26 protein-coding genes are annotated in these 21,357 nt (G+C 61.2%); 12 read left to right on the top strand and 14 right to left on the bottom strand.

All coding sequences use genetic code 11. The annotated features are described in order from the left end of the window. Positions 1–23 precede the first annotated feature (23 nt). Positions 24–962 (top strand): alpha/beta hydrolase, encoded by a 939-nt coding sequence (locus ACQY47_RS02680; RefSeq protein ID WP_428555368.1) that lies wholly within the window; start codon positions 24–26, stop codon positions 960–962. 195 nt (positions 963–1,157) lie between these two features. Here the strand turns inward: ACQY47_RS02680 and ACQY47_RS02685 are convergent, their stop codons facing one another. Continuing rightward, positions 1,158–2,315 carry an alpha-hydroxy acid oxidase gene (locus ACQY47_RS02685; RefSeq protein ID WP_428555371.1) on the bottom strand — a complete coding sequence of 386 codons (1,158 nt, stop codon included), beginning with the start codon at positions 2,313–2,315 and terminating at the stop codon, positions 1,158–1,160. Positions 2,316–2,436: 121 nt separating this feature from the next. Between ACQY47_RS02685 and ACQY47_RS02690 the strand changes: the two genes are divergently transcribed. After that, complete coding sequence (locus tag ACQY47_RS02690) at positions 2,437–3,222, top strand: DeoR/GlpR family DNA-binding transcription regulator (protein WP_017134485.1); 786 nt, start codon at positions 2,437–2,439, stop codon at positions 3,220–3,222. Here the strand turns inward: ACQY47_RS02690 and ACQY47_RS02695 are convergent. From ACQY47_RS02695 to ACQY47_RS02705, 3 genes are read right to left on the bottom strand one after another with little or no spacing between them, the layout of a single operon-like run. Continuing rightward, on the bottom strand, positions 3,146–3,448 hold the full coding sequence (locus tag ACQY47_RS02695) for a DUF72 domain-containing protein (RefSeq protein ID WP_428555374.1): 303 nt from the start codon (positions 3,446–3,448) through the stop codon (positions 3,146–3,148). The genes ACQY47_RS02690 and ACQY47_RS02695 overlap by 77 nt on opposite strands. After that, positions 3,448–3,879: a hypothetical protein gene (locus ACQY47_RS02700; protein ID WP_017134486.1), complete on the bottom strand. Its 432-nt coding sequence runs from the start codon at positions 3,877–3,879 to the stop codon at positions 3,448–3,450. Before ACQY47_RS02700 ends, ACQY47_RS02695 begins: the two co-directional genes overlap by 1 nt. Before the next feature lie 2 nt (positions 3,880–3,881). Further along, on the bottom strand, positions 3,882–4,106 hold the full coding sequence (locus ACQY47_RS02705) for a hypothetical protein (RefSeq protein ID WP_017134487.1): 225 nt from the start codon (positions 4,104–4,106) through the stop codon (positions 3,882–3,884). A gap of 213 nt (positions 4,107–4,319) precedes the next feature. On the opposite strand from ACQY47_RS02705, the gene ACQY47_RS02710 reads away from it, so the two are divergent. After that, a complete protein-coding gene (locus tag ACQY47_RS02710; RefSeq protein WP_138450255.1) occupies positions 4,320–4,880 on the top strand; it encodes a type 1 glutamine amidotransferase domain-containing protein in 561 nt (186 codons plus the stop codon). Positions 4,881–4,974: 94 nt separating this feature from the next. Here ACQY47_RS02710 and ACQY47_RS02715 read toward each other — a convergent pair whose 3' ends face one another. Further along, a complete protein-coding gene (locus ACQY47_RS02715) occupies positions 4,975–5,178 on the bottom strand; it encodes a hypothetical protein (RefSeq protein ID WP_017134489.1) in 204 nt (67 codons plus the stop codon). Between the two features lie 201 nt (positions 5,179–5,379). Here ACQY47_RS02715 and ACQY47_RS02720 point away from each other — a divergent pair, with 201 nt between their 5' ends. Beyond that, entirely contained in the window at positions 5,380–5,634 is a 255-nt protein-coding gene (locus tag ACQY47_RS02720) for a hypothetical protein (protein WP_099548702.1), read from the top strand. Position 5,635: 1 nt separating this feature from the next. Here the strand turns inward: ACQY47_RS02720 and ACQY47_RS02725 are convergent, their stop codons facing one another. The 3 genes from ACQY47_RS02725 to ACQY47_RS02735 form a co-directional block, all read right to left on the bottom strand. Further along, positions 5,636–6,208: a cytochrome b gene (locus tag ACQY47_RS02725; RefSeq protein WP_428555380.1), complete on the bottom strand. Its 573-nt coding sequence runs from the start codon at positions 6,206–6,208 to the stop codon at positions 5,636–5,638. A 257-nt stretch (positions 6,209–6,465) separates the two neighbouring features. Beyond that, entirely contained in the window at positions 6,466–7,008 is a 543-nt protein-coding gene (locus tag ACQY47_RS02730; RefSeq protein ID WP_169988741.1) for a putative natural product biosynthesis protein, read from the bottom strand. Between the two features lie 62 nt (positions 7,009–7,070). Further along, complete coding sequence (locus tag ACQY47_RS02735; protein WP_099548705.1) at positions 7,071–7,454, bottom strand: DUF2946 domain-containing protein; 384 nt, start codon at positions 7,452–7,454, stop codon at positions 7,071–7,073. A gap of 180 nt (positions 7,455–7,634) precedes the next feature. On the opposite strand from ACQY47_RS02735, the gene ACQY47_RS02740 reads away from it, so the two are divergent. The 4 genes from ACQY47_RS02740 to ACQY47_RS02755 all read left to right on the top strand — a co-directional run bounded on the left by ACQY47_RS02740 (position 7,635) and on the right by ACQY47_RS02755 (position 11,635). Beyond that, positions 7,635–8,243 carry an SCO family protein gene (locus ACQY47_RS02740; protein WP_017134494.1) on the top strand — a complete coding sequence of 203 codons (609 nt, stop codon included), beginning with the start codon at positions 7,635–7,637 and terminating at the stop codon, positions 8,241–8,243. Further along, positions 8,243–8,719 carry a copper chaperone PCu(A)C gene (locus ACQY47_RS02745; protein WP_428555385.1) on the top strand — a complete coding sequence of 159 codons (477 nt, stop codon included), beginning with the start codon at positions 8,243–8,245 and terminating at the stop codon, positions 8,717–8,719. Before ACQY47_RS02740 ends, ACQY47_RS02745 begins: the two co-directional genes overlap by 1 nt. A gap of 281 nt (positions 8,720–9,000) precedes the next feature. Beyond that, positions 9,001–10,629, top strand: a complete 1,629-nt coding sequence (locus tag ACQY47_RS02750; protein WP_428555388.1) for an argininosuccinate lyase — start codon at positions 9,001–9,003, stop codon at positions 10,627–10,629. Between the two features lie 91 nt (positions 10,630–10,720). Next, complete coding sequence (locus ACQY47_RS02755) at positions 10,721–11,635, top strand: LysR substrate-binding domain-containing protein (protein ID WP_428555391.1); 915 nt, start codon at positions 10,721–10,723, stop codon at positions 11,633–11,635. On the opposite strand, the gene ACQY47_RS02760 is transcribed toward ACQY47_RS02755, so the two are convergent. Beyond that, the gene (locus ACQY47_RS02760) at positions 11,589–12,524 is read right to left on the bottom strand and encodes a LysR family transcriptional regulator (protein WP_099548708.1); all 936 of its coding nucleotides are present in this window, start codon (positions 12,522–12,524) and stop codon (positions 11,589–11,591) included. The two genes, ACQY47_RS02755 and ACQY47_RS02760, sit on opposite strands and share 47 nt — an antisense overlap. Positions 12,525–12,610: 86 nt before the next feature. On the opposite strand from ACQY47_RS02760, the gene ACQY47_RS02765 reads away from it, so the two are divergent. Then, positions 12,611–13,642 (top strand): NADP-dependent oxidoreductase, encoded by a 1,032-nt coding sequence (locus ACQY47_RS02765; protein ID WP_186618425.1) that lies wholly within the window; start codon positions 12,611–12,613, stop codon positions 13,640–13,642. Here the strand turns inward: ACQY47_RS02765 and ACQY47_RS02770 are convergent. Beyond that, positions 13,629–13,958 (bottom strand): DHCW motif cupin fold protein, encoded by a 330-nt coding sequence (locus tag ACQY47_RS02770; RefSeq protein WP_017134500.1) that lies wholly within the window; start codon positions 13,956–13,958, stop codon positions 13,629–13,631. The genes ACQY47_RS02765 and ACQY47_RS02770 overlap by 14 nt on opposite strands. Before the next feature lie 140 nt (positions 13,959–14,098). Between ACQY47_RS02770 and ACQY47_RS02775 the strand changes: the two genes are divergently transcribed. After that, positions 14,099–14,581, top strand: coding sequence for an HIT family protein (locus ACQY47_RS02775; RefSeq protein ID WP_428555396.1), 483 nt, complete (start codon positions 14,099–14,101; stop codon positions 14,579–14,581). A gap of 398 nt (positions 14,582–14,979) precedes the next feature. Here ACQY47_RS02775 and ACQY47_RS02780 read toward each other — a convergent pair whose 3' ends face one another. Next, positions 14,980–15,444, bottom strand: coding sequence for a GNAT family N-acetyltransferase (locus ACQY47_RS02780; RefSeq protein ID WP_236447203.1), 465 nt, complete (start codon positions 15,442–15,444; stop codon positions 14,980–14,982). Positions 15,445–15,620: 176 nt separating this feature from the next. Here ACQY47_RS02780 and ACQY47_RS02785 point away from each other — a divergent pair, with 176 nt between their 5' ends. Continuing rightward, complete coding sequence (locus ACQY47_RS02785; protein ID WP_017134555.1) at positions 15,621–15,956, top strand: hypothetical protein; 336 nt, start codon at positions 15,621–15,623, stop codon at positions 15,954–15,956. Here ACQY47_RS02785 and ACQY47_RS02790 read toward each other — a convergent pair. Beyond that, positions 15,946–17,559: an ATP-binding response regulator gene (locus tag ACQY47_RS02790; protein ID WP_428555401.1), complete on the bottom strand. Its 1,614-nt coding sequence runs from the start codon at positions 17,557–17,559 to the stop codon at positions 15,946–15,948. The genes ACQY47_RS02785 and ACQY47_RS02790 overlap by 11 nt on opposite strands. A gap of 114 nt (positions 17,560–17,673) precedes the next feature. Between ACQY47_RS02790 and ACQY47_RS02795 the strand changes: the two genes are divergently transcribed. Then, positions 17,674–18,276 (top strand): LuxR C-terminal-related transcriptional regulator, encoded by a 603-nt coding sequence (locus ACQY47_RS02795; protein WP_428555404.1) that lies wholly within the window; start codon positions 17,674–17,676, stop codon positions 18,274–18,276. Positions 18,277–18,392: 116 nt separating this feature from the next. Here the strand turns inward: ACQY47_RS02795 and ACQY47_RS02800 are convergent, their stop codons facing one another. Beyond that, positions 18,393–19,883 (bottom strand): aldehyde dehydrogenase, encoded by a 1,491-nt coding sequence (locus ACQY47_RS02800; protein WP_428555407.1) that lies wholly within the window; start codon positions 19,881–19,883, stop codon positions 18,393–18,395. A 39-nt stretch (positions 19,884–19,922) separates the two neighbouring features. Further along, entirely contained in the window at positions 19,923–21,302 is a 1,380-nt protein-coding gene (locus ACQY47_RS02805) for an APC family permease (RefSeq protein ID WP_138453198.1), read from the bottom strand. Between the last annotated feature and the right edge of the window lie 55 nt (positions 21,303–21,357).

Below are 21,357 nucleotides of genomic sequence, written 5' to 3' on the forward strand. Positions count from 1 at the left end.
TTCGCCTTTGTCCTGGAACCTTCATGTCCTCTCGTTTTCTGTCCCGCCTGGGCCTGCGCTGGGTTCCCCTGCTGTGCATGGCCATCCTGATTGTCGGCCTGCCGGTGGGCTGCGCCGTGCTGCAACACAAGGAGCGTGAGCTGGTGTTTCGCATCGAGCCGGGCACCGCCGGCTGGTACACCGGCCTGCCCAAGGCGGTGCAGGAATTCGATATCAAGCCGGCCAGTTTCAAATCGGGGCAGAATCTGCACGGCTGGTGGTACCCGGCAGACCACAAGGATGCGCCGGCGATCCTCTACCTGCACGGCGTGCGCTGGAACCTTACCGGGCAGTTGTTTCGCATTGAACAGCTGCACGCGCTGGGCTTCTCGGTGCTGGCCATCGACTATCGCGGGTTTGGCCAGAGCCACGGTGATTTGCCGTCGGAAACCAGTGTGTATGAGGACGCGCGCATTGCCTGGGAACGTTTCCAGATATTGCAGCCCGACCCCGGCAAACGCCTGATCTACGGGCATTCGCTGGGCGGCGCCGTGGCTATCGATCTCGCCGCTGAGCTGAGCAAACAAACGCCTGTGCCGGTGCGCGGGCTGGTGATCGAGTCCACCTTTACTTCCCTGGGGGATGCGGCCACCGCCGTGGCCAATACCTCATTGCCGGTGCGTTGGCTGCTGTCGCAGAAATTCGATTCCATCGACAAGATTGCCGACGTGCACATGCCGTTGCTGGTGGTGCACGGCCTGGCCGACCAATACGTGCCACCGCGTTTCAGCCAGCAGTTGTTTGAAGCCGCCCAGGAGCCCAAGCGGTTGCTGCTCGTACCCGGCGCCACCCACAACAACAGCATGAGCCTGGCGGGTCGCAGTTATGGCCAGGCATTGGAAAAACTCATGCAGGCGAAGATGCCAGCAACGACGCCAGCAACCATCGCCACGCACTCCACAGGTCGCGACGGCGAGTCGTAATAGCAGTTTTCGGCACTGGGTTCGCGCTTGGCTGTCAAGCGCCAACCCTGCCCATACTGGCCCAAAACAGAATCTGATCAAATATTAACCGAAGGTTAAATCGCCAACCCTGCCGGGCCTTCGCAAAGTTATCCACAGAGATACCCACGGTTTTCGTGGACAACTCTTTTTACTTTTTTACGATTTTTTTGCTCATCAAACCCCTGTGGGAAAGCTACCCGGCAGCAAAATCTCGCGATTCACATCGCGTATATCGTTATAGCCACACAGTGCCATCGACACATCCAGCTCGCGGGCGATGATGTCAAGGGCCTTGGCCACACCCGCCTCGCCCAACGCGCCCAACCCATACAAATGCGCGCGGCCGATCATGGTGCCTTTGGCGCCGAGTGCCATGGCCTTGAGCACGTCCTGGCCGGAGCGAATGCCGCCATCGAGCCACACTTCAATCTGCTCGCCCACAGCCTCTGCAATCGCCGCCAATTGGCTGATGCTCGACGGTGCGCCATCGAGCTGGCGGCCACCGTGGTTGCTCACCACCAGCGCATCCGCACCGCAATTGGCGGCCAGCCGCGCGTCTTCCACATCCAGGATGCCCTTGATAATCAGCTTGCCGCCCCAGCATTGCTTGATCCATTCCACATCGTCCCAGCTCAGGCGCGGGTCGAATTGCTGGCCGATCCAGGATGACAGCGAAGTGATATCGGCCACGCCTTTGACATGCCCGACGATATTGCCGAAGCCATGGCGCTTGGTGCCGAGCATGCCCGCCACCCAGCGCGGCTTGGTCAGCATATTGAGGATATTCGGCACGGTCAGCTTGGGCGGCGCCGACAAGCCGTTGATCAAGTCTTTGTGGCGTTGGCCGAGGATCTGCAAATCCAGAGTCAGCACCAACGCGTCCACACCGGCAGCCTTGGCGCGCTCGATCAACTGCTGCATAAACACGCGATCACGCATCACATACAACTGGAACCAGAACGGTTGGCCAACGTGGGCGGCGATGTCTTCCAGCGAACAAATGCTCATGGTCGACAAGGTATAACGCACGCCAAAAGCGGCAGCCGCGCGGGCGGTGAGGATCTCGCCATCGGCATGCTGCATGCCCGCCAGCCCAGTGGGCGCCAAAGCCACGGGCATGGCCATGTCCTGGCCGATCATGCTGGCGCGGATTGAACGCTCATCAATATTGCGCGCCACCCGCTGACGAAATTGGATGCGGGCAAAATCGCTTTCATTTGCCCGGTAAGTGCTTTCAGTCCAGGAGCCGGAGTCGGCGTAATCGTAGAACATCCGTGGGACACGTTTTTGCGCGAGCCTGCGTAAATCTTCGATGGTTGTGATCAACGGCATCTAGGTCACCTCTCCCTGAACTGAGCCTGGAGAGTAGCCGCCCATCGGCTTGGTAACCAGCCATTGCGTTTGCGTGGACGGGCGATTAATCTTGCACAAACACGCAAAAAGACGCACAAACATGCATAACACACATCAAGCTATCGACCTGCCTTCATTGCGCAAACAGAAGATTTTGCTGCTGCTGGAGCGCGACGGCAAAGTCACTGCGTCAGAATTGGTCGAGCACTTCGCCGTGTCCCAGGACACCATCCGCCGCGACCTCGGCGAACTCGCCGCCGCCGGGCTGCTGCAACGCGTACACGGCGGCGCCCTGCCCCGGCCCAAAGACACCGGCAAGGATTTTTTCACCCGCGTCGGCGAGACCAACGAAGCCAAGCGCCACCTCGCGCAACTCGCGGCGGACCGCGTAGAAGACGGCCAGATTGTGCTGTTCGATTCGGGCTCAACCACGCTGCGTATCGCCCAGTCATTGCCGCACGCCATTCGCCTGACGGTGGTCACGCCGTCACCGATGATTGCCATCGCCTTGGCGGACCACCCAAATGTCAAAGTGATTTTGGCCGGTGGCCAGATCAACCCGGCGACCCTCTCCACCAGCGGCCACGAAGCTGTACGCCTGATTCAGAGCATCCAGGCAGACCTGTTGTTTACCGGTGTCTGTGCATTGCACCCGCAAGTGGGCATCACTTCGCTGCACTTCGATGAAGTAACGGTCAAACAAGCCCTGCTCGACAGCGCCTCCCACGTGGTGGCCGTGACCATGGCCGACAAGCTCGGCGCGGTAGAACCCTTTGTGGTGGCGCCGTGCAACCGTATTCATACGCTGATCACCGAGTGGCATGTGCCGAGTGTCGAGGCGTATGAGCAACTAGGCTTGGAAGTGCTGCGGGTAGAGGTCGAGTAGCAACAAGCCATCGGTCACGGCGTGATTGAATCAGCAGGCAGCCCAGTTGCTCCCCCAAGTGCAAGCACTGTTCAAGGAACTCATCCAGTACCGTCTCGCAGAGCTGCAAGCGCAGTTCATGGGTGATGCCCTTGGGCGCCTTGACCGAAAACCGAACGCCCGCAAAGTCCGGCCAGTGTGCGCGCGGCAGACTCCAGCCGGCACAGCCCACGAATAGCGGTGCCATCAAAACAGAACCTTGGCCGCGTCACGCATGAAAATCTCGATGGTTTTTGGCCCCACGCCGTCGAATTCGGCCAGGCGTTTTTCGAAGGCCTCACGGTTTTCGCTGGCGCTGCGCATGTGGCTGATCTTGCCCGCGTACTCGGCATTCAACTTGGCGCTGAGGTCCAGCAGACGCTGCGCCGTGCTTTCGTCGTAACGCACGTAATGGGCACGGCCGAGCATCGAAACCAGCTCACGCGACGTGCAATGTTGCAACTTGCGTGCAGTGTCGCGGCCCTCTTGCTCCACGATCACCTTGTAAGCCTGCGCCGCGATGGGCGCCTGAATACGCTTGCCCATCAGGAAGCTGGCGATAAACCACTTGAACAGGCTGGCGTCATCGTCGGGCGCAAGCTCAATGCCCAGTTCAGACGCCGTGATCGAACGGGCCATGCTCAGTGGCCCAGCTTGCGCTCGGCCTTGGCGGCCTGCTCGTTGATGGCGTCAGTCTGGCGTTCAGTGTCCTTGATCGACGTGGGCGTCAACACTTTGTCCACGGCTTTGGTCTTCGGGTTGGGCTGTTCCAGCGTCTGCCCCTTGGCAGGTTGTTGACGGCCTTTCTGGGCATCTTCAGAGCTGATGGGTTCCGGGGTTTTGTCGACAGTCTTGGGATCGGTCATGGTGAGTCTCCAGGCAATTGAAGGCCCGCAAAAAGCAGCAGGCGTCTATGCAGCAGAGGCCAGCGATTTTCGATAGTTCAGGATTTTTGCAGGTCGGCCCTCCTCGAAAACCACCCAAGAAAAAAGTCCAAATTAATTTAAACCTTTGCCGCCCACGCTCGATCCACTCTCCCACACCGCATGATTAATCCATCCAGCAGGAGAGACTCGACCATGAGCTCACAACTCAACGGCAAGAACATCCTCATCATCACCTCCAACACCGGCATCGAGCGCGACGAGCTGCTCAAGCCTCTGCAAACATTGCGTGGCTATGGTGCGACGGTGACGCATGGCTCCAGCAAAGGCGGCACCGTGCAGACGTTCGTCGGCGACACCGAGAAGGACCAGACCGTGGAATCCGAGGTCAAGCTGTCGCAGGTGCTGAGCAGCGACTTCGACGCGCTGGTGATTCCCGGTGGCACCGTGAATGCCGACACCCTGCGTCAGGACGCGGCCGCATTGAAGCTGATCAACGACTTCGTCAAAGCCGGCAAAACCGTCGCCGCCATCTGCCACGGGCCATGGGCGCTGATCGATGCCGGCGTGATCGAAGGCAAGACGCTCACCGCGTACAAGAGCGTGCGCATCGACCTTGAAAACGCCGGCGCTGCAGGCGTGGTGGATGCCCAGGTCAAGGAGTGCAAGGCCAATGGCTGGACCTTGATCACCTCGCGCACACCGGATGACCTGCCGGCATTCAACGAAGCGATTGCCAAGGCGGTCGCGGGATAACGGGCAGGCTTGAACGCAAACAGGCGCCCGGGGGCGCCTGTTTGCTGTGTGGCTTGTGTTCAGTGTTTACGGTGCTATTTATTTATGGTGCTGGTTATTTACGGTGCTGGGCCATCTCGCGTTTTGGCCCGAACATGGCCCAGGCGATCAGCCCGAACAACGGCACAAAAATCAGAATGATCAACCACAACCCCTTGGTCTCCCAGCCGCCGGTGCTGCGCAACACGATGTTGATCGCCCACAATTCCAACGCCAGCAAAATCACCGCCAGCACGATCCAGATATAGTCTATTTGCATACATCACCTCCTGAGGTCGTATGCATTAGGTCAAGGGATCGGCGTGAGGGTTCATTAAAAATATCGCTTCATGGCCTTTCGTCGTGGCGGCGAAAAAAATCAAAACTTTGCCGGATCCCCTGCACTCCCAATTAGTGCCTCCCTTTGGATTCAGAGCAAGGGCAGCTTTTGACAGGTGAAGCATGGAAAAGGATTCTCGTCATGAAGACCGGTATTTCCTGCAAGATCGTGTTAGTGATTTGCCTGACCGGGTGCTTGGCAACACCCGCCTACGCAGCCTTCGGCGATGCCGTACCCGGTTCGGCCCTGCCTCCGGGCACCTACCCCAGCAGCCCGTCGGACAGCAACAAAAAAGCTGAAACGCCGCCGAAGGAAAAGACCTCCTCCAGCGGCACGTCAACTCAGCAGCAAGGCGGGAAGAAAACCCAGAAAAAAGCCCCCAAAAAAGGCCGTTGACCTAGCGCCATAACCGGCGGGCGCCTCCCGTCATGCGTCGCAACACCTGCGGATTGCCGCGCAGAGAATGCACGATCACCATGCCGATATGACCGACGATCAACACCAGCATTGTCCAGCCCAGCAAGCTATGAAAATTGCGCCCCAGGTCAATCATCCACTGGATTTTATCGCCCTCGAAACCCGCCATTATCGGCAGGCCAAACGCCGAAAACTCACGACCGGAGCCGTACTGGCGTACCAGCCCGATAACAGGGATAAGGAACATCAGCGCATACAGCACAGCATGCCCGACAGCAGCCGCACGGTTGAAACTCGGCGGGCGGTTTTGCCGGTTCAGCAGGTTCCAGCCGGCTCGCAGTATCAGCAGCACCAGCAAAAGCAGGCCCGCCGACTTGTGATACGGCCATAGCCACTTGTCCAGCGCAGAATCGGAGGACAGGAAGTGGACAACCGCCGAGCAATAACTCCAGGCAAACACAATTGCCATCAACCAATGCAAGGCCCGACTGACCGGGTCGTAGCGGTCGCTCGCGCAGAAGGAATGGGGCATCTCATCAGAAGTTTTCGTCATCTCAGCCTCTTATTAGTCTGTGCATTACAAAGACCGTGAAGATGGCATTCCCGGCAAAAAAATAGAATTGATGAGGATGCCCGCACGGAACATCAGGCCGTTTCCTACGAGATAATGGGACGCTCTTGTAGGCGGCGCGGTCAGCCCGTAAGAAAGAGCGAGGGCTGCTGCGCAGCCCAACGCAGGGCAAGCCTGCTCGCCACAGTGACGGTGATCGTTCTGGAGCCACAGTGTCACCCAATGGGTTCGCCAGAACCTCAAGGCACCGGCAACCAGCCGCGGAAACCGTTTTTGGCCAGCGGGCACCAGGCAAAGTCGCCTGCCGGGTCCGGCAGTATCTGATGCTCAACGCCCGCCAAGGCGCTGCCCTTCCAGTCGAACACCCTTGCGTCTCGCCAGGCCAGGACCACGCCCTGGGCCTGGCTTTCATCGGCATTGATCCAGCGTGCTGCCGCGGCCGCCATAAAGGCTTCGATCGGCTCCTCATCGATGCGCGTCCGATACGAGGACGCCAACAGCCAGCGGCACACATTCAGGTGATAGGTCCAATCCTGGGCGACCTGGTTGCGATAGGCCCAGGTCATGAAGCTGCGAAACAGGTTCAAGCCCTCCGGCGGGTCGAGCTTGAGCAGCGCCGGGCAGATATCGAACAAGGTGTGCCAATACGGCAACAGGCGTGCATCCAGGTGCACGAAGCAGCGCGAATTGCTTGGGTATTCGGGGCGCAAGGGTTCGGCGCGCAAACGCCGGGATGCCTTGCTGACCAGGCGGCTGGCGCCTGCTGGCAAAGGTGGGTTCATGAAACGCACTCACAGTCGTGACGATAGAACGCCTCCTGATCACAGGAAGCCCAAGGCACACGTCAGAAAGTGGGGGAAGCGCGAGGGTTGGCCGACGGCCAGCAATAGCGTGGCGGTGCCTTGTTGCGCCGTTCATGGGCCGGGCGCGGGGTTTGCCCAAGGCCGAGCAGCCAGGCCAGGCCGATCATGAACACGATGGCCACGGTCACGGCCGCGCACACCGGGCAGGCAAAGTAGTTCGAGATGTTGCTGGAGGCCGTGTTTCCTGACCCTTTGTCGGAAAGCGGCGCCTGGCTGCCGTCCGCCGAACAGAACGCCCCGCCGATACCATTGAGCTGCAGGCCCATCATCTGCCCATGCCCCAAACCGCAGACGAACAGGTTCATCAGCACGCAGAAGTACAGGGCCCAGGCGATCAGTGAACGGTCGGGGTGGCTCAATTTCATGGCGGCGACTCTACCACCGAAGCCGCAAAAGGATGAAGCGCCACGCGCCCCTGTGGCAGAACGTCGCAGATTACGTGGGCTGGCCGGGGTTGGTAGACTGTGCGCCCGCATCATTACTCCTTTTCAAAGCCTGAACTGTAGATCCAGAGCAATGCAGGCGTTTCACAGGATGCACAGTTGATGAGTACGTTATTCACCCGCCGCAAAGTGCTGACCGGTATGGGCCTGCTGGGCCTGGGCAGCCTGCTGGGCGGCTGTGACTACAGCCCCAAGCTGAACTTCAAGTACGGCAAGGACCTCAGTGACAAGATCATGGGCCGCACCTTCAAGCTCAAGAACACCGACGGCGAAACCGTCACCCTGAGTTCGTACCGTGGCCTGATGCCGGTGGTGTTCTTCGGCTTCACCCAATGCCCGGCCGTGTGCCCCACCACCCTGGCGCGTGCCGCCCAGGCCAAGAAGCTGATGGGCCGCGATGGCAAAATCATGCAGGTGGTGTTTATCACCCTCGACCCCGAGCGTGACACACCCGAATTGCTCGACCGCTACGTCAAGGCCTTCGACCCCAGCTTCGAAGCGCTGTATGGCACCCCGGAAGAAATCGCCGTGGCCGCCAAGGAGTTCGGCATCTTTTATGAAAAGATCCCGGCCGGAGACACCTACACCCTGTCTCACACCTCCACCAGTTTCGTGTTCGACACCCGCGGCAATCTGCGCCTGGGCCTGTCGGCATCCCTTACCGCTAAAGAGTGCGCAGAAGACCTGCTCACCGTCATGGAGGTCTGCTAATGACTGCCGTTCAAACCCTCAAGCGCCTGACATTCGGCCTCACCTTGCTGGGCCTCGCGGCGCACGCCAGCGCCCAGGTTCAGGTCAGCGATGCATGGGTACGCGCGACCGTGGCGGGCCAGACCTCCAGCGGCGCGTTCATGACCGTCACCGCCGACAGCGACAGCAAATTGCTCAGCGTGAAGTCGCCTGTGGCCAAGGACGTGCAGATTCATGAGATGAGCATGAAGGACGACGTGATGCGCATGGGCCCGGTGGATTCGGTGGCCCTGCCTGCCGGTAAAGCGGTCAAGCTCGACCCGGAGGGCTACCACGTGATGCTCATGGGCCTCACCGGCCAGATCAAGCAAAGCGACCAGGTGCCGTTGACCTTGACCCTGGAAAACGCCAAGGGTGAGAAGCAGACCGTTGAAGTAACAGCCCCTGCCCGCGCGCTGACCGATATGGGTGACATGGACCACAGCAAGATGCACTGAAAACCGCTGATGAAGGTGGGAGCTGGCTTGCCTGCGATGCAAACACCTCGGTGTGTGAGGTAGACCGCGTTGATGCCATCGCAGGCAAGCCAGCTCCCACAGAAAAGCAGTTCGCGGCGCACACAAATGTGCTTTTGATCTTAATCTGGCAAGCGCTATCAGCCATATCCAAAACCTCTGCCATCAACACTTTCTATATATTTTCAATCTACCCGCACACCCGCTAGCCTGATTGCGCCGCAACGACGGCCCATAATTCCAACAATAAATCAGGTGTCTCTGTGAACAACACATCCCCCCAACGTGCTGTGAAAAGCCTGCTTTCCCTTGCCGTGGCCTTTGCCCTGTTCAACAGCCTCAGCGCCTATGCCGCCAACACCGGCGAGCTACCCTGCACCACCACCGAACAATGCGCGGCCCAGGCGGCCAAGGTCGGCGCCACGCCCGACAGTTCCCAAACCGAGCGCAAGGCCAAGGGCGACCCCACCCAGACCCAATTCGCCTGGCTCAACCGCATCAACAAAGCCTCGATCGTGATGCTCACCGAAGAAGGCATCGTCAAGCCCGAGATGGGCCAGAAGATCGCCGGGGGTGTGCGCTACGCCATCGCCCAGGCCGACCAGCCCGGCGGCACGCGCCCCAGTGATGTGCTGCAACTGGAAAAAATCATGACCGACAAGATCGGTCCCGAAGCCTCCTTGATCCACTCCGGCCGCAGCCGCCAGGACATGCTCGCCACCTACCGCCTGGCCGCCCTGCGCAGCCAGGTGCTGGCCTACAGCGAAGCGCTCAACGCCACACGCCAACGCCTGCTGAACATCGCCGACAAAAACGTCGACACCCTGGTGCCCGCCTACACCAACGGCGTGCAGGCCATGCCCATCAGCTATGCGCATTACCTGCTGGCCTTTGAAGCCGCGTTCGACCGCGACGGCCAGCGTATCCGCGAGCTGTACACACGCCTCAACCAGAGCCCGATGGGCACCGCCGTGCTGGCGAACTCGGCGTATCCGCTGAACCGTGAGCGCCTGGCCGAGCTGCTGGGCTTTGATGGCGTGCGCGAGAACTCGCTGGATTCAAGCCAGGTCTCGACCTATGACATTCCCATCGAAGCGGCCAATATGGCGTCATCGTCCGCCATCCGTGTGGGCGCGATGATTGGCGATATCCACACCCAGTATCATCAGATTCGCCCCTGGCTGTTGCTCGATGAGGAAGCCACCTACACCAGCAGCGCCATGCCGCAAAAACGCAACCCGGGCTTGCTGATGCGCGCGCGTGAGAGTGCCTCTGACGTGGTGGGTCTGGCCCAGGCCGTCACCTTGCGCGCGCATAACGTCACCACCGGCATGACCGACTACAAGTTCGCCTTCGACTCGCTGGGCGTGTTCCGCTCGACCCAGGAGATGTTCCACAGCCTCGACGCGGTGCTCGACGCGCTGCAGATCAATCCGCAGCGCGCGCTCGAAGAACTGGAGTCGGAATGGACCACCTCGATGGAACTGGCCGACACGCTGGAGCGCCAGTACAAAGTGCCGTTTCGCATCGGCCACAGCTTTGCCTCGCTGATCGTCACCGAAGCGCGCAGCAACGGCACCACGCCGAAGACCTTCGCCTATGCCGACGCGCAGAAACTGTATAGCCAGGCGGCGGACAAGTACAAATGGACGCCCAATACCCTGCCGCTCGATGAAGCAGGTTTTAGAGCGGCGCTGTCGCCCACCAACATGGTCCAGACCCGCAAAGGCACCGGCGGCCCGCAGCCACAGGAGGTCAAGCGCATGCTGGTGGAGGCGCGCAAGACGCTGCAGGCTGATCAGCAGTGGCTCAAGGAGCGGCATGAAAAGCTCAAAGGCGCCGAAACCCATCTCGACCAGGCCTTCGACAAGCTGGCCGACAGCAAACGCTGAACGGATTGTGGTGGTCGCAGGCTTTGGGCATATTGACGGCCGGGCCGCTTGCGGCCGCCCACCACTGCGTCTTGTCACGGGATAGGCCACCATGGAACTTCGCCATTTACGCTATTTCATCATGGTGGCCGAAGAACGACATTTCACCCGTGCCGCCGCACGCCTGAACATGCAACAACCGCCCCTGAGCCAGCAGATTCGTGCCCTGGAGCAGGAGCTGGGGTTCGATCTGTTCAAGCGCCACCCCAAGGGCGTGGACCTGACGGCCGGTGGCCTGGTGTTTCTTGAAGAAGCCCAAGCCATTTTGGCGCGTGTTGAGCATGGCGCACTCAAGGCCTCCCGCGTGGCCCAGGGCATCGAGGGCACCCTGGCCATCGGCTTCACCAGTTCGGCCGCCGCTCACGCGCTGATCCCACGCATCATCCGCGCCTACCGCGAGCACTACCCGGCGGTAGAGCTGTCGATCAATGAAGGCAGCGCCAGGGAATTGACCGAAGACGCCCTCGAAAAACGCATCGACGTCGGCATCCTGCGCGCCCCGGTCAGCACCCATCAGAGCCTGGCCTTCCACCGCCTGCTCAACGAAGAAATGCTGCTGGTCCTGCCCACCGGCCACCCGTTGCTGGCCGCCGCCGGCAGCGCCATCCCCATTGCTGCGCTCAAACACGAACGCTTTATCCTGGTACGCCGCCCCGGCGCGCCGGGCATGTACGCCAACCTGATCACCGCCTGCCAGAACGCCGGTTTCGAACCCAAAATCGCCTTTGAAGTGGAACGCATGCTGACCAACGTCAGCCTGGTGGCGGCTGGTGAAGGCATCTCCGTGGTGCCGGCGTCAATGCGCGATGTACACCGTGACAGCGTGGTGTATTGCCGAATCAAAGACGCCAGGCCCAAGCTGCTGGCGCCGATTACGCTGGTGCGGCGCGCGTTTAATCCGTCGGCGCCGTTGCAGAATTTTATTGGGCTGGCGCGGGAGTTGGGGGCGGTGTATCGCAAAGGCTGAGACCCTTCACCCTCGGTTGCGTCATCAAATGAAACCCCTCGCTGAGCAATTCGACCGTGGCACGGATGCTTTCGGTCTGGCGCGGCACCGCGAACAACCCATAGTTGACGCTCAATGCGGCATTGCCAGCGGGCGCCAGCGCAATCACGCGCATGGTGTGCGGGTTGATATTGTCGGCAGGCAACAGGGCAACGCCCAAACCGTTTTCGACAGCCGCGCTGATCACACCGACGTTCGGGCTGGTGACGGTCACGCGAAAGTCGCGACCGGCCGCCAGTAATGCGTCGAACATCAAGCGTCGCCACGCGCAAGGCTCGGCGTACACGATCACGTCCAGAGGCAGCGCCGGATCGACTTCATCGTCAATCGCGCACACCCAATAAAGCGGCACATTCCAGGTGCGCACCGGGTCGGCGGCGAATACCGAGCTGACGCCGATGGCCACATCCAACAGGCCGTCGTGCCAGCGCTGCGCTAACGCATCGCCGTGGTCCACGGTGATTTCCATGTGCATATGCGGGCAGGTGCGGCGCAAACGGCCCAGCGCCGCCGGCAAGGTAGTGACCGCCACGTCTTCGGACAAGCCCACGCGCACAGTGCCCATCACCGTACGCTCCTTCAGGCGTGTGGCGACCGTTTCACCCAGGGCCAGGATGCGTGTGGCGTAGCTGAGCAACAACTCACCCTCGGTGGTGGGCACCACGCCACGCCCAGTTCGGCGCAGCAGGCGTTGCCCAAGCAGCTCCTCCAGACGGCGAATCTGCGCACTCAGGGCCGATTGCGCCCTGCCCGCCTGCTGGGCGGCGCCACTGAGGCTGCCGTGGTGGCACACCGCAACGAAAGTGCGCAGCAAATACGGTTCGAAGGCATCGGATATCATGTTTGGCATAACTCTGAATCAACTGTTATGAGCCTACCTTGATAGCTTGCCGATGGCTACGCTGCTCAGCCTGTTCAATCAGTGAGTAATACGCCATGAACCACACCGAAAACACACGCATCGTTTTGGCCGCACGCCCCGACGGGCGCCCGACAACCAGCGACTTCCGCCTGGAACACTCACCGGTCCCCGAACCCGCCGACGGCGAAGTGTTGCTGGAAAACCTCTACCTGTCCCTCGACCCCTATATGCGCTGGCGCATGAGCGCGGCCAAATCCTATGCCGAGCCGGTGGGCATTGGCGAAGTGATGGTGGGTGGCACCGTCGCGCGCATCAAACAGTCGCGTCACAGCGATTGGCACGAAGGCGATACAGTGCTGGCCTACGCCGGTTGGCAGCGTTTTGCCTTATCCAACGGCCAGGATTTGCGCCGCCTCGACCCCAGCATCGCCCATCCCACCACTGCTCTCGGTGTACTCGGCATGCCGGGATTTACCGCCTACGCCGGGCTGCTGAATATCGGTAAGCCAAAACCGGGCGATACCGTTGTGGTGGCAGCGGCCAGTGGCGCAGTCGGCTCGGTGGTCGGCCAGATCGCTCGGCTGCAGGGTGCCCGCGTCGTGGGGATCGCCGGCGGCGCCGACAAGTGTGCTTTCGTGAAGGATGAACTGGGCTTTGACGCAGTCATCGACCACCGCGCCCCGGACTTTGCCGAGCAACTGGCCAAGGCCTGCCCGGACGGCATTGATGTGTACTTCGAAAACGTCGCCGGGCCGGTGTGGGACGCGGTACGCCCACTGCTCAATAACTTCGCGCGGATTCCGGTGTGCGGGCTGATCGCCCACTACAACGACGGCGCTATCCAGCACGCACAGGCCGACCGACTGCCGGCGACGATGCATGACATCCTCGCCAAGAGCCTGACGGTGCGCGGGTTTATCCAGACCGAATTTGTCGACCAACAACAAGACAGGTTCTTGCAGGAAGCTGCGCAGTGGATCGCCGAGGGCAAACTGAAATTTCGCGAAGACATCATCGACGGTCTGGCCCAGGCACCTGAAGCGTTTATCGGGCTGCTGGAGGGGCGTAATTTCGGCAAGTTGATCGTGCGCCTCAATCCACAATAAACAGCTTCGCACCACTGTGGGTGGATGAGCGATGGCCTTCCATGTCATTGCCCACCTGGTAACTCATCCCGGCCGTCAGCGTGAACTGGCGGCCGTCTTCCAATTCCGTGTGCAATTCCCCTTCAAGACACAGCAATACATGCCCGCGCCAGCACCAGTGATCGGCCAGATAGCCAGGGGTGTACTCGACCATGCGCACGCGGGTGGTGCCAAAGTGGCAGGTACGCCACAGGGCATTGCCGGTAATGCCCGGGTGAAGTTCCGGCTCGACGGTGGACCAGTCGGTGGTGCCAAACGGGACAGCGGTCAGTTCCATGGTGGGCTCGGTCGTCAGTTAACGTGGCACGACACTATCCGCCTGGCACCCGCAGCGACAGACACAGATCGCCAGCTTTTGTGAGATACAGGCGCCCACGCTTGTTATCCTGCCCATCCTGCCCTCATGGACGCGTGCTTATGCAGATCGACCCCGCTTTCATCCTTCATGAAACCGAGCACTGGCGGCTCAACCATCACTTGGCGTCAAAGCTGCCGGGCTACCTGATGCTGGGCGCCAAAGCGCCGATCGACTCCCTGGCAGCTATGCCCGAGGCCGCGTTGGCTGAACTGGGTGGCCTGCTCGCCAAAACCCAACGGGTGATGGAGACGCAGCTGCAGCCGAAGTGGCTGTATATCAGCCGCTACGGACACATGCCGGGCTTGCCGCTGCACTTTCACTTCATTCCGGTGCATGACTGGGTGGAGCAGGCGTTTTGGCGGGATGAGCGCTATCGGGTGCTGCAAGGTTTTGGCTCAAAGGAACAAGGGCTGACCGATGGGGCTGAGCTGACGCTGTTCGTATGGCGCGAATTTGGCGAGAGCCTTACACCGCCGCCCGTCCAAGGTCCCACCGTGGAACAGGTTATTCAAACACTGCGCACAGCCTTCGGCGCCGGATGAAATCAACGATGGGAGCTGTCGAGCCCCAGCGAGGCTGCGAAGGCGGCGGCACAGGCAACATATAAGTAGCCTGGCCCACCGCTTTCGCAGCCTCGCCGGGGCTCGACAGCTCCCACAGGGGATCAGCTGTGTTGGTTAGATTTCAGTTCGCAGGGCCATCGCGACATACACAAATCCCCCCAGCAACAAAGATCCAATGTGGGAGCTGTCGAGCCCCGGCGAGGCTGCGAAGGCGGCGGCACTGGCGAAACATAAGCAACCTGACCCACCGCTTTCGCAGCCTCGCTAAAGCTCGACAGCTCCCACAGGGGATCGGCTGTGTTGGTTAGATCTCAGTTCGCAGGGCCATCGCGTCGAACGCAAATCCCCCCAGCAACAAAGCTCAAAGGTGGCAAGGGTCAAAGCCGTTTTACCATTGGGATACACGCCAACGCCAACCCCGAAGGCGAGTGATACACCGCCTGCTCCTCACCCACATACCCGCAGGCCCGGTAGAAACTCGCCGCATTCAACGTCGCGTCCAGCACGACCTCTTCAATCGCCAGTTCCCGCGCGAGCTTTTCCAGGTGATCCAGCATGGTCTTGCCGTAACCACGGCCAGTAAACGCCGGCAGCACAAACAGCGCGCCCACTTCGTTGTTGTCCAGATCGAGCATGCCGGTGGCGACCGGTACGTCATTGACCCAGCCCAGGTAAAACGGCTTGTCCATCAGTGTGTCGTAACCGTCTTCGGCGCTGCCGCGTGTCCACAGCGCCATTTGCTCAGCGGTGTAGGCGCCGATGCATTGGCTGCGGATGGCCAACAGACGAATGTCGAACGCCGCCTGGGCGTGCGCTTGGGTGGCGCGTTTGATCGCTAGCATTGCTCTCTCCATCCATGACCTCACCGTGCCATTAGCACACTTGTGCTAATCGACCCCTTTACCCGGCGGCGCTATATTCCTCGGCACTTCCAACGCTCCCCCCGGCACCGCACACCTGTTGCGCGAGGGTGCATTGCGCGTTGGAAAAACCATAATAATCCCAAGGAAGAAGCATCATGAACCTGCACGCTCCCGTTACCCGTCTCACCCTGCTCGGCGCCCTGATCATCGGTGTCGCCGGTTGCAGCAACGTCAAGCCCAGCGAAGACCATCTCAAGACGCTGTCGGAAACCAACCTCGGTGAACCGGTCAAGCGTATCTCCAATGTACGCAGCGACTCCATGACCACCTACTACATCGCCAGCGCCGCCTCCGGCGATTACAACTGCTCCGTGCCCAGCGGTGCCAGCGGTGGCATGTTTGCCGTGGCCAGCTTTGGCCTGATGAAGCCTGCCGCCTACTGCCAGCCCAAGGGCGCTCGGGGCAATGGCCTGACGCCGTTTAACCAGTAACGCCCGATTGGCTGAGGTCACGCAGCGTGCCGCGCAGTTCTGCAGGCCGCACCGGTTTGGACAGAATCGCGATCTGGCGGTCGTGCAAGGCCGCCTGGATTTTCTCCACGTCGTGGCCGGTGAGGATCAGCGCCGGCACCGCCCAGCCGCGTTGCTCGCGCAGGGCGTCGATGCATTCGATGCCGGTGGCGTGGTTGCCCAGGTCGTAGTCGGCGACGATGATGTCGCAGTCGCTGGCCAGGCCTTGCCCGCTGGATTCGGCCTGCACCTGGCAGCCCCAGCGCTCCAGCAAGGCCTGGGTGGCCAGCAGCACGTTGTGGTCATCTTCCACCAGGCAGACTTTCAAACCCGTCAGCAGGCCGGCCTGGCGCGCGTCGTCGCGCGCAGCCGGTTGGCGTGGCGCCGTCGCCAATGCCAGGCCATGCAAGCTCACAGAGGTGCCATGGCCCACCCGTGATCGCAGGCTCACCTGCACCCCCATCAATTGCCCCAGGCGCTTGACGATGGACAGCCCCAGGCCCACGCCTTCGACGTCCTTGTCGCGCAGTTGGCGGACCCGATAAAACTCTTCGAAGACCTTCACCTGATGCTCCTCGGCAATACCGCGCCCCTGGTCATGCACCTCCACCGACAAGCCGCCGTCGCGCACGCGCACGCCGATCAGCACGGGCCGTTGTGCGCCGTATTTAAAGCAATTGGAGAGCAGGTTTTGCACCATCGTCGCCAGCATCGCGGGGTCGACCTGCACCCAATGCGCACACGGGCGCAGGCGCAGTTGCACCCCGGCCCAATGCGCCGCTTCGGCGTGTTGGCGCACCAGGTCGGCGAGAAATTCGCCCAAGTGAATCACCTGGTACTTGGGCAACAGCCTGCCGTTGTCGAGGGTGTAAAGGTCGAGAATCGAACGGAACAGCTGCGACACGTTGAGCAGCGAGCGGTCGATATTGTCCACCAAGCGCTGCTCAGCCTCGCCCAACTGCGCTTCACGCAAACAGGCGGTGAACAGGCCGATGGAGTGAATAGGCTGGCGCAGATCGTGGCTGGCCTGAGCCAGGAAACGCGATTTTTCCAGGTTGGCGGCGATGGCTTCTTCGGAAGCCTTGCGCGTGCGCTCAAGCAAAATATGCGCGTACACCGGGATCACTGTGCTGGTGATCATCAGCATCAGCACCATGAACGGCTGCGCCTGCCACAGTGGCGTCAGCCGGTACACGATCAGCAGCGCGAGCAAGGCCAGGCCGGTGGCAATCGCCAGGTAGCGCGAGCCGTAGCGCATGCCGTTGCCCAGGTTGACCCACACCATCACCGCATACAGTGGCAATGCCGGTTCGCCGCCCACCACCAGCCCGAACGAGGTGCCGGTGTAGTCATGGATCATGCCGAATATCCGCCGCGCCGGGTAATGCCCTGGCCAGCGCGCAATCACCTGGCGCAACGCGATGGAGACCAGCAGGAACGCGACGATATACAGGATCACCGGCAAGTAGGTGTCAACCGACTGGCCCGGCAAAAAGCCCAGCGCGCCGATGTAGACAATGGCGATGGCGGCCACCACGATGCGCAGGTTGGCCTGGTCGAGTTCGGAATTGGTCTCATGACTCATGGGGGACGTCCTTGTGCGGCATTCGGTCTATCCTTTGCGCGCCAGAGGCGTCCCTGTGGCGCGGTGCTAAAGTAGCATGCCAATGCACACCCATGCCCCAGGAAGGAGCACGCCATGACCGGCCGAATCATCATAGCCGACGACCACCCGATGTTTCGCGAAGGCATGTTGCGCACCGTACAGCGCCTGTTGCCCGAGGCCGTGGTGCAAGAGGCCGGCGACCTCGATGCGGTGCAGGCGCTGATCCACGCGTGTGGCGACATCGACATGCTGATCCTCGACCTGCGCTTCCCGGGCCTTACCTGCATGAGCCAACTGGCCGACCTGCGCCAGCAACTGCGGCGCACCACCTTGATCGTGGTGTCGATGGTCGATGACCCGGCGCTGATCGATCAGGTCATGGCCCTGGGCGCCGATGGCTTTATCGGCAAAAACATCACCCCCGATGAAATCGGCCAGGCCCTGCTGGCGATCCGCGAAGGCGAAGTGCTGGTCAAGTTTTCTCCCTCTGGCCTGCTGCCGCTGGGCACCCACACCCTCACGGCGCGCCAGCAGGAAGTGCTGCGCCTGATCGCCCAAGGCAAGACCAACAAGGAAATCGCCAAGGCCCTGGCGATCTCGCCGTTCACCGTGCGCATCCATGTGTCGTCGCTGCTGCGCAGTTTGAAAGTGCCCTCGCGCGCCGCGGCGGCGGTCAAGTATTCCGGGGAGCTCTAGGCGTTTTCATGGCCTGGGCGATGCCCTGGCGGCGGTAGTCCGGCAGCACCAGCAGGTTTTGCAGGAAGCTGCGCCGGCCACGCACCCATGAATACACGACCGGCTGACCGCTTCGGCTATCGCAGCGCAAACCAGGTGGTTTTCAGCTGCGTGTACTTGTCGAATGAGTGCAGCGACAGGTCACGCCCGAACCCGGACTGCTTGCCACCCCCGAACGGCACCGCGACATCCAGGGCGTCGACGGTGTTGACCGACACCGTGCCGACATTCAACGCTCGCGCCACCCGATGCGCGCGATTGAGGCCATCACTCCAGACCGAGGCCGCCAGCCCGTAGAGGCTGTCATTGGCTTGCTGTATCGCTTGCTCCTCAGTGTCAAAGGCGCTGATCGCCAACACCGGGCCAAACACTTCATCGCGCGCGAGCTGCATGTCGCCGGTCACCTCAGCAAAAATCGTCGGCTGGATGAAGTTGGAGGAGCCATTCATGCTCACTTGCTCGCCACCCGCCAGCAGCTTGGCGCCCTCGCCCTGGGCCTGATTGATCGCCCTCATGATGCGGGCGGTTTGCTCACTGTCGACAATGGCACCGGCAGCGCTGCCAGGGTCCAGCGGATCACCCGGCATCCAGGCACGCGCCTTGGCAATCACACGCTCGACAAATTCATCATGGATGGAGCGTTGCACATACAGCCGTGAGTTGGCCGAGCACACTTCGCCCTGGTTGAAAAAAATCCCGAAGGCCGCTTTCTCGGCCGCCAGGTCCAGGTCCTGGCAGTCGTCAAACACCAGGTTCGCGCTCTTGCCGCCACACTCCAGCCACACCTGCTTCAAGTTGGACTGCGCCGAGTACTGCATAAAATACTTGCCGACCTGCGTGGAGCCGGTGAACACCAGGCAATCCACATCAGGGTGCAGCCCCAACGCCTTGCCGGCACTTTCGCCGAGGCCCGGCACCACATTCAAAACCCCTTCCGGGATACCCGCTTCCAGGGCCAGTTGGGCCAGGCGCAGGGCCGAAAAGGGTGACTGCTCGGCGGGTTTGAGCACCACGCTGTTACCGGCTGCCAACGCCGGTGCGAGCTTCCAGGCCGCCATGTCGAGTGGGAAATTCCACGGCACCACCGCCGCAACAACGCCCAATGCTTCACGGGTGATGGTCGCCAGTGCGTTGTGCGCGGTGGGCGCGACTTGATCGTAGAGCTTGTCCAGCGCCTCGCCGTACCAGGCAAATACATTCGCGGCGCCGGGCACATCAATGTTGTAGGCGTCCATCACCGGCTTGCCCATGTTCAGCGAATCCAGGAGGGCCAGCTCTTCGCGATGGGTCATCAGCAACTCGGAGAGCCTGATCAGGATTTTCTTGCGCTCAACCGGCGGCATACGCCGCCAAGGGCCGGTGTCGAAAGCCTGGCGGGCGCTGCGCACGGCCAGGTCTACTTCTGCGTCACCACAGGCGGCCACACGCGCCAGCAGCTGGTGGGTGGCGGGGTTGATTGCATCAAAAGTCGCCCCGCTGGCTGCGCTCACGGGTCGACCACCGATCAAGGCGGTGTCGATAAAGGTCTGGCGGGCAACGCGTTGTTGCCAGTAATGAAGGTCGAACACGGTGTACTCCCAATGAAGGTCGATGGACAGGCGAAGGTTTTATTCCGCGATCTGCAGTTCAGGCATCTTCACGCGCAAGCCGCGCGTGATCCCCAGCAAACAAATAAGGCCAACCCCCATCCAGCACAGGCCGATGGTGAAGGACAAGCTCGACAGGCTGGTCCACAGCCAGACCGTGCTGAGGAACCCCAGCGCCGGCAGCGCGGCGTACAGCAGGTAATTACGGGTGCCGCGTAACTGCTGGTCGACCACGTAATGCTTGATCACCGCCAGGTTCACCGCCGAGAACGCGAACAGCGCGCCGAAGCTGATCATGTTGGCCACCGTGTCCAGGGTGATAAACAGCGCAATCAGCGAGAACAGGCTGACCAGCACAATCGCGGTGGCCGGCACGCGTTTTGTCGTCACCAGCTTGCCGAGCACGCGAGGCAGCGCGCCGTCGCGGCCCATGGCAAACAACACCCGCGACACACTGGCCTGGGAAACCATCGCCGAGGCGAAACAGCCGGCCACATAAGTCGCGGTAAACGCCGTCACCAGCACCTCGCCACCGACCCGGCGCATCACATCCACCGACGCCGAATCCGGGTCGGCGAACGTGTTCCATTCCGGGAAGACCATTTGCGCGAAATACGACACCAGCAAAAACAGCAAGCCGCCGAACAACGACACCACCATGATCGCCAGTGGAATGGTGCGACGCGGGTTGGGGGTTTCCTCGGCCATGGTCGACACCGCATCGAAGCCCAGGAACGACAAGCACAGCACCGCCGCACCGGCCATGATCAAGGGTGCGCTGAAGCCTTCATGATGGAATGGCGCCAGCAGCGAAACGGGCGCCGGCTGACCGCTGAGGTTGTGCACCGACAGCGCCACGAACACCACGATGAACACCAACTGGGCCACGATGAGGATCCAGTTGACCCGCGTGATGGACTCGATACCGACCAGGTTCAGCGTGGTTACCAGCGCAATCGAGCCGAGCACCCACACGGCGGTCGGTACAGCGGGGAAGTACTCGGACATGTAGATGCCGATCAGCAGGTAACTGAGCAGCGGCAAAAAGATGTAGTCGAGCAGCAAGGTCCAGCCGGCGATAAAACCGAAGTACGCACCAAACGCCTTGCGCGTATAGGAGTAAACCGAGCCGGAAAACGGATGCGCCTGGACCATGCGACCATAGCTGTAGGCGGTCAGCAACATCGCCGCCAGGGTCAGCATATAGGCGGTCGGCAAGTGCCCCTTGGTCATCTGCGTGACCAGCCCGTAGGTGGTAAAGACCGCCAGCGGCACCATGTAGGCCAGGCCGAACAGCACCAGCCCGACCAGCCCCAGCGGCTGGCGAAAGCGCCGCGTTGAAGCGGCTTTGGTTGAGGTGTGATGGGAGGGAGTTTCGGCCACGCTTGTTATTGTATTCATGGGTGACTCCTGGAAAGAGGGATGCGGGCCATCGCGGCAGTCGATAACCTCGCTG

The organism is Pseudomonas edaphica (assembly GCF_965277385.1).
Lineage (GTDB): Bacteria > Pseudomonadota > Gammaproteobacteria > Pseudomonadales > Pseudomonadaceae > Aquipseudomonas > Aquipseudomonas edaphica.

Excerpts from the sequence above, each read along its gene's own strand:
- ACQY47_RS02720 (WP_099548702.1), top strand. The coding sequence starts at position 5,380 with ATGAAGACCGGTATTTCCTGCAAGATCGTGTTAGTGATTTGCCTGACC.
- ACQY47_RS02680 (WP_428555368.1), top strand. The coding sequence starts at position 24 with ATGTCCTCTCGTTTTCTGTCCCGCCTGGGCCTGCGCTGGGTTCCCCTG.
- ACQY47_RS02695 (WP_428555374.1), bottom strand. The coding sequence starts at position 3,448 with ATGGCACCGCTATTCGTGGGCTGTGCCGGCTGGAGTCTGCCGCGCGCA.
- ACQY47_RS02685 (WP_428555371.1), bottom strand. The coding sequence starts at position 2,315 with ATGCCGTTGATCACAACCATCGAAGATTTACGCAGGCTCGCGCAAAAA.
- ACQY47_RS02730 (WP_169988741.1), bottom strand. The coding sequence starts at position 7,008 with ATGAACCCACCTTTGCCAGCAGGCGCCAGCCGCCTGGTCAGCAAGGCA.
- ACQY47_RS02760 (WP_099548708.1), bottom strand. The coding sequence starts at position 12,524 with ATGCCAAACATGATATCCGATGCCTTCGAACCGTATTTGCTGCGCACT.
- ACQY47_RS02785 (WP_017134555.1), top strand. The coding sequence starts at position 15,621 with ATGAACCTGCACGCTCCCGTTACCCGTCTCACCCTGCTCGGCGCCCTG.
- ACQY47_RS02745 (WP_428555385.1), top strand. The coding sequence starts at position 8,243 with ATGACTGCCGTTCAAACCCTCAAGCGCCTGACATTCGGCCTCACCTTG.
- ACQY47_RS02795 (WP_428555404.1), top strand. The coding sequence starts at position 17,674 with ATGACCGGCCGAATCATCATAGCCGACGACCACCCGATGTTTCGCGAA.
- ACQY47_RS02700 (WP_017134486.1), bottom strand. The coding sequence starts at position 3,879 with ATGGCCCGTTCGATCACGGCGTCTGAACTGGGCATTGAGCTTGCGCCC.
- ACQY47_RS02735 (WP_099548705.1), bottom strand. The coding sequence starts at position 7,454 with ATGAAATTGAGCCACCCCGACCGTTCACTGATCGCCTGGGCCCTGTAC.
- ACQY47_RS02710 (WP_138450255.1), top strand. The coding sequence starts at position 4,320 with ATGAGCTCACAACTCAACGGCAAGAACATCCTCATCATCACCTCCAAC.
- ACQY47_RS02770 (WP_017134500.1), bottom strand. The coding sequence starts at position 13,958 with ATGGAACTGACCGCTGTCCCGTTTGGCACCACCGACTGGTCCACCGTC.
- ACQY47_RS02775 (WP_428555396.1), top strand. The coding sequence starts at position 14,099 with ATGCAGATCGACCCCGCTTTCATCCTTCATGAAACCGAGCACTGGCGG.
- ACQY47_RS02740 (WP_017134494.1), top strand. The coding sequence starts at position 7,635 with ATGAGTACGTTATTCACCCGCCGCAAAGTGCTGACCGGTATGGGCCTG.
- ACQY47_RS02765 (WP_186618425.1), top strand. The coding sequence starts at position 12,611 with ATGAACCACACCGAAAACACACGCATCGTTTTGGCCGCACGCCCCGAC.
- ACQY47_RS02805 (WP_138453198.1), bottom strand. The coding sequence starts at position 21,302 with ATGAATACAATAACAAGCGTGGCCGAAACTCCCTCCCATCACACCTCA.
- ACQY47_RS02690 (WP_017134485.1), top strand. The coding sequence starts at position 2,437 with ATGCATAACACACATCAAGCTATCGACCTGCCTTCATTGCGCAAACAG.
- ACQY47_RS02780 (WP_236447203.1), bottom strand. The coding sequence starts at position 15,444 with ATGCTAGCGATCAAACGCGCCACCCAAGCGCACGCCCAGGCGGCGTTC.
- ACQY47_RS02755 (WP_428555391.1), top strand. The coding sequence starts at position 10,721 with ATGGAACTTCGCCATTTACGCTATTTCATCATGGTGGCCGAAGAACGA.
- ACQY47_RS02705 (WP_017134487.1), bottom strand. The coding sequence starts at position 4,106 with ATGACCGATCCCAAGACTGTCGACAAAACCCCGGAACCCATCAGCTCT.
- ACQY47_RS02790 (WP_428555401.1), bottom strand. The coding sequence starts at position 17,559 with ATGAGTCATGAGACCAATTCCGAACTCGACCAGGCCAACCTGCGCATC.
- ACQY47_RS02725 (WP_428555380.1), bottom strand. The coding sequence starts at position 6,208 with ATGACGAAAACTTCTGATGAGATGCCCCATTCCTTCTGCGCGAGCGAC.
- ACQY47_RS02715 (WP_017134489.1), bottom strand. The coding sequence starts at position 5,178 with ATGCAAATAGACTATATCTGGATCGTGCTGGCGGTGATTTTGCTGGCG.